This window comes from Streptomyces sp. NPDC093568 (genome assembly GCF_044764945.1).
In the GTDB taxonomy this organism is placed as follows: Bacteria; Actinomycetota; Actinomycetes; order Streptomycetales; family Streptomycetaceae; genus Streptomyces.
Map to the genome: position 1 here is coordinate 1 of NZ_JBIWJD010000045.1, position 3,276 is coordinate 3,276.

Below are 3,276 nucleotides of genomic sequence, written 5' to 3' on the forward strand. Positions count from 1 at the left end.
AGCTGGGCGATCACCGGCACCCGGTTCCCGCCGGCCGAGGCCAGCAGCATCATCGCACGCCGGTAGCGCACCGAGTTGGTGCTGCCACGGCGCACGATCTGCTGCAACTTCTTCCCCTCCTGGTCGGTCAGTCTGCGCACCCGGACAGGCTCGGCCACCGCGCCTCCAGCGGTCGGATCGGAGGTCCCCGCACATCCAACCGCCACGGCCACCAACCCGGCGAACCGACGCGGTCAGAGCACTAGCTGTTGCTGGCCGTGACGTTGGTGACGCACCACGTCGATGTTGACCTTCAAGTTGGTTGAAGCTCAATGATGGCGGGGTGCCAAGTTCCGAGCTAATGCCTATCGGGGTCTTCGCGCAGCGCAGTGGCCTGACCTCCAGCGCGTTGCGGTTCTACGCCGACTCCGGGCTGCTGCCCCCTGCCGACGTAGACCCGGTCACGGGCTACCGCTACTACGCCGCCGCCCAGCTGGAGCGGGCGACCACACTGCGCCAGCTCCGCGAGATCGCCATGCCCCTTGCTGCGGTCGAGGCGGTCCTTGCCGCCGGGGCCGACGAGGCGGCACGGCTGCTCGACGAGCATGTCGCCAAGATCGAAGGGGATGCGGCGGCGGCACGGCAGAAGGCGGCGGTCATCAAGTCCGCGCTCGGCGGCAACATGCCTGGTCTGCTGATTGCCACGCTGAAGGGTCCCGTGCTGGCGGATGCGGTCGAGCAGGTTCTGACTGCGACCGCGTACGAGTTGGGGATGGCGGTGCTCGCCGGCCTGCACATCGAGGCGAGTGACGAGGCAATCGCCCTGACGGCGACCGACCGGTACCGGCTCTCCACTCGGACCCTGGTGCCAGCTCGGCCGGCGGAGCAGACCTGGGCCGGCACGGTCGACGGCGACGACCTCCGGGCTGCGGTCGCCGACGTCCGGCGCAGTGCGTTGATCCGCATCGAAGCGGTGCCGCACGGGATCTGGCTGCGCATGCCCGAGCGGGAGGACCGGCACTGCCGGACACTGCCTGAGGAGTTCCTCGACCACCGGCTGATGCTCGAGTCCCTGGACGATGTCACCACCCGCGTGACGATCTCGAAGGACCTGCTGCTGCGGGTTCTGGAAGAGCACCCCGACGAACACGTCGTACTGCACATCACCGATCACAGCGTGAACGTCCGGTCCCCGAACGACGAATACCCCGGAATCCCGCTCTCCGCCACGGTGACGGGTGAGGACCTCCAGATCCGGTTCGAGATGACCACGCTCTATCCCGCCGTGAGCACGGCGATTGGCCCCGACGTGATGCTCGACCTGAGGGGACACAACCAGCCCGTCACGATCCGCTCCGCCGACCGCGGCGACCTCACCACCCTGGCCATGCCCATCAAGCTCGACCACTCAGCCTGAGAACGACGACGAGGAACCTCATGACCACCACACCTGCCAGCCACGATCCGACCATGGAAGCCATCGGCCAAGCCGTCGTCGAAGGTCGAACGGGCGACATCCTTTCCGCCCGCCACAAACTCCTGAACCTGTGGTCGGAGATCGGCGTCACCGGGGACCCGCTGCACCGTTGCTCACTCGCCCACTACCTGGCGGACCTCTACGAAGATCCCGCCCAGGCCCTCGCCTGGGACGTCCGGGCCCTGGACGCTGCCGACGCCGTGACCGAACGGCGTGCCCAGGAGCACCACGCCAGTCTCCACATCGCCGGGTTCTACCCATCCCTTCACCTCAACCTGGCCGACAACTACCGCCGCCTCGGATCCTTCAACGCGGCCACCGAGCACATCAACGCAGCCCAGGAGCACGCCCACCACCTCCCCCAGGATGCATACGGTGCCTCCCTGCGCACCGCCCTCGACGAGGTGGCAGAGGCCATCTCCCAGCGGAACATCACCAAGCGGCCCTCCGCACCTGGTCCCACTGCGTGACGCATCGGAACGCGCCCCTCACCGTCGAGGGGCGACCGTCGGCTGGTCGAGCGTTGCCGGACGAGGCCGATCGCGCATGTCGCGGCCGAGAGGGGGATCTCCCGGACGTGTGCATCAAAGTGGGTCAATCGATATCGCAGCCACGGCGAACTCGGGCTGGAGGACCGCTCTTCTACGCCGCACCACCAGCCGACCGCGACGCCGTCCGAGGCCCTCGTCCTCATCGAACAGCTGCGCCGGACCCACAAGTGGTCCGCGTCCCGGATCGCTTTCGAGCTGGCTCTGGCCGGTACGTCAATCAGCCGACGGACCGTCAGCAGACACCTTGCTGAGCTCGGCATCAACCGACGCCGATTCATCGACTCGAACGGTGAGGTCAACCGACAACCGCGGAAGATCCAAGCTCGACGGCCAGGCCACATGATCCACGTGGATGTGAAGAAGGTAGGCCGTATCCCCGACGGTGGCGGCTGGCGCGCACACGGACGCGGCAGCGACCAGGCCAAAGCCGTCAACCGGAGAAGGAAGACCGGCCGCGGCGGCTACGTTTCCCTGCACTCGGTCATAGACGGGTACAGCCGACTCGCCTACACCGAAGCACTGCCTGACGAGAAGGCCACCACCGCGATCGCCTTTCTCCACCGCACGCGCCTGGCTGGCCGCCCACGGAATCGCACGCATCGAACGGATCGTGACAGACAACGGTGCCTGCTACCGCGCCGAGAGCTTCACCCGGCCCCTCCTCGGCGCCAGGCACCAGTGCATCGCGCCCTACACCCCACGCCACAACGGCAAAGTCGAGCGATACAACCACATCCTGGCGGAAGAGTTCCTCTACGCCCGGACGTGGACGTCAGAAGCCCAACGCGCCTACCTTCTGGGCCCCTGGATCATCCACTACAACTACCACCGACCGCACACCGCGCTCGGGAACCAGCCACCCGCAGCACGACTACCGGACGGCGTCACCAACGTCATGACCTCCTACAACTAGCTGTGGTTTCCTCGTGACGCGCCAGCGGTCGGCAAGTTCGTCGTGGTGCCATTACGGCTGCCTCGTTTCGCCCGCGTGGAGGGGTCCTGACCACGAGAGACCTTCGCCGAGCAGGCGCCCGGGTGCACCCCGCCGGTTCTGCCGGCGTACCGAGCGGCTGTGATCGACTCTGCTCTCGGTCGGTCTCGCGCTCGCTGGCCGGGCCAGCGCCCGGATGACAGAGGCGTTCGGGGCGCCCCTCAGCCGGGACACCCTACTGAGTGTAGATAGCCACTCAACATGCTGACGAACGGGCAGTGTTGTGCCATTGATGATGTTGATGAGGAAGAGTTCACAAGGCGGTAATTGATCTTCGG

At 66.8% G+C, this 3,276-nt stretch carries 2 protein-coding genes and 2 pseudogenes; 3 read left to right on the forward strand and 1 reads right to left on the reverse strand.

The window, feature by feature from the left end; translation table 11 throughout:
• A pseudogene (locus tag ACIRD7_RS43235) lies at positions 1–158 on the reverse strand (IS630 family transposase); the annotation flags it as partial.
• Between the two features lie 164 nt (positions 159–322).
• Between ACIRD7_RS43235 and ACIRD7_RS43240 the strand changes: the two are divergent.
• The 3 genes and pseudogenes from ACIRD7_RS43240 to ACIRD7_RS43250 all read left to right on the forward strand — a co-directional run bounded on the left by ACIRD7_RS43240 (position 323) and on the right by ACIRD7_RS43250 (position 2,920).
• Entirely contained in the window at positions 323–1,396 is a 1,074-nt protein-coding gene (locus tag ACIRD7_RS43240) for a MerR family transcriptional regulator (RefSeq protein ID WP_403461568.1), read from the forward strand.
• 20 nt (positions 1,397–1,416) lie between these two features.
• Positions 1,417–1,926 (forward strand): hypothetical protein, encoded by a 510-nt coding sequence (locus tag ACIRD7_RS43245; protein WP_403461570.1) that lies wholly within the window; start codon positions 1,417–1,419, stop codon positions 1,924–1,926.
• Positions 1,923–2,920: pseudogene (locus tag ACIRD7_RS43250) on the forward strand (IS481 family transposase). Before ACIRD7_RS43245 ends, ACIRD7_RS43250 begins: the two are co-directional and overlap by 4 nt.
• Positions 2,921–3,276 lie beyond the last annotated feature (356 nt).

Bases quoted from the DNA above. Each gene is read 5' to 3' on its own strand.
- ACIRD7_RS43245 (WP_403461570.1), top strand. From the start codon at position 1,417: ATGACCACCACACCTGCCAGCCACGATCCGACCATGGAAGCCATCGGC.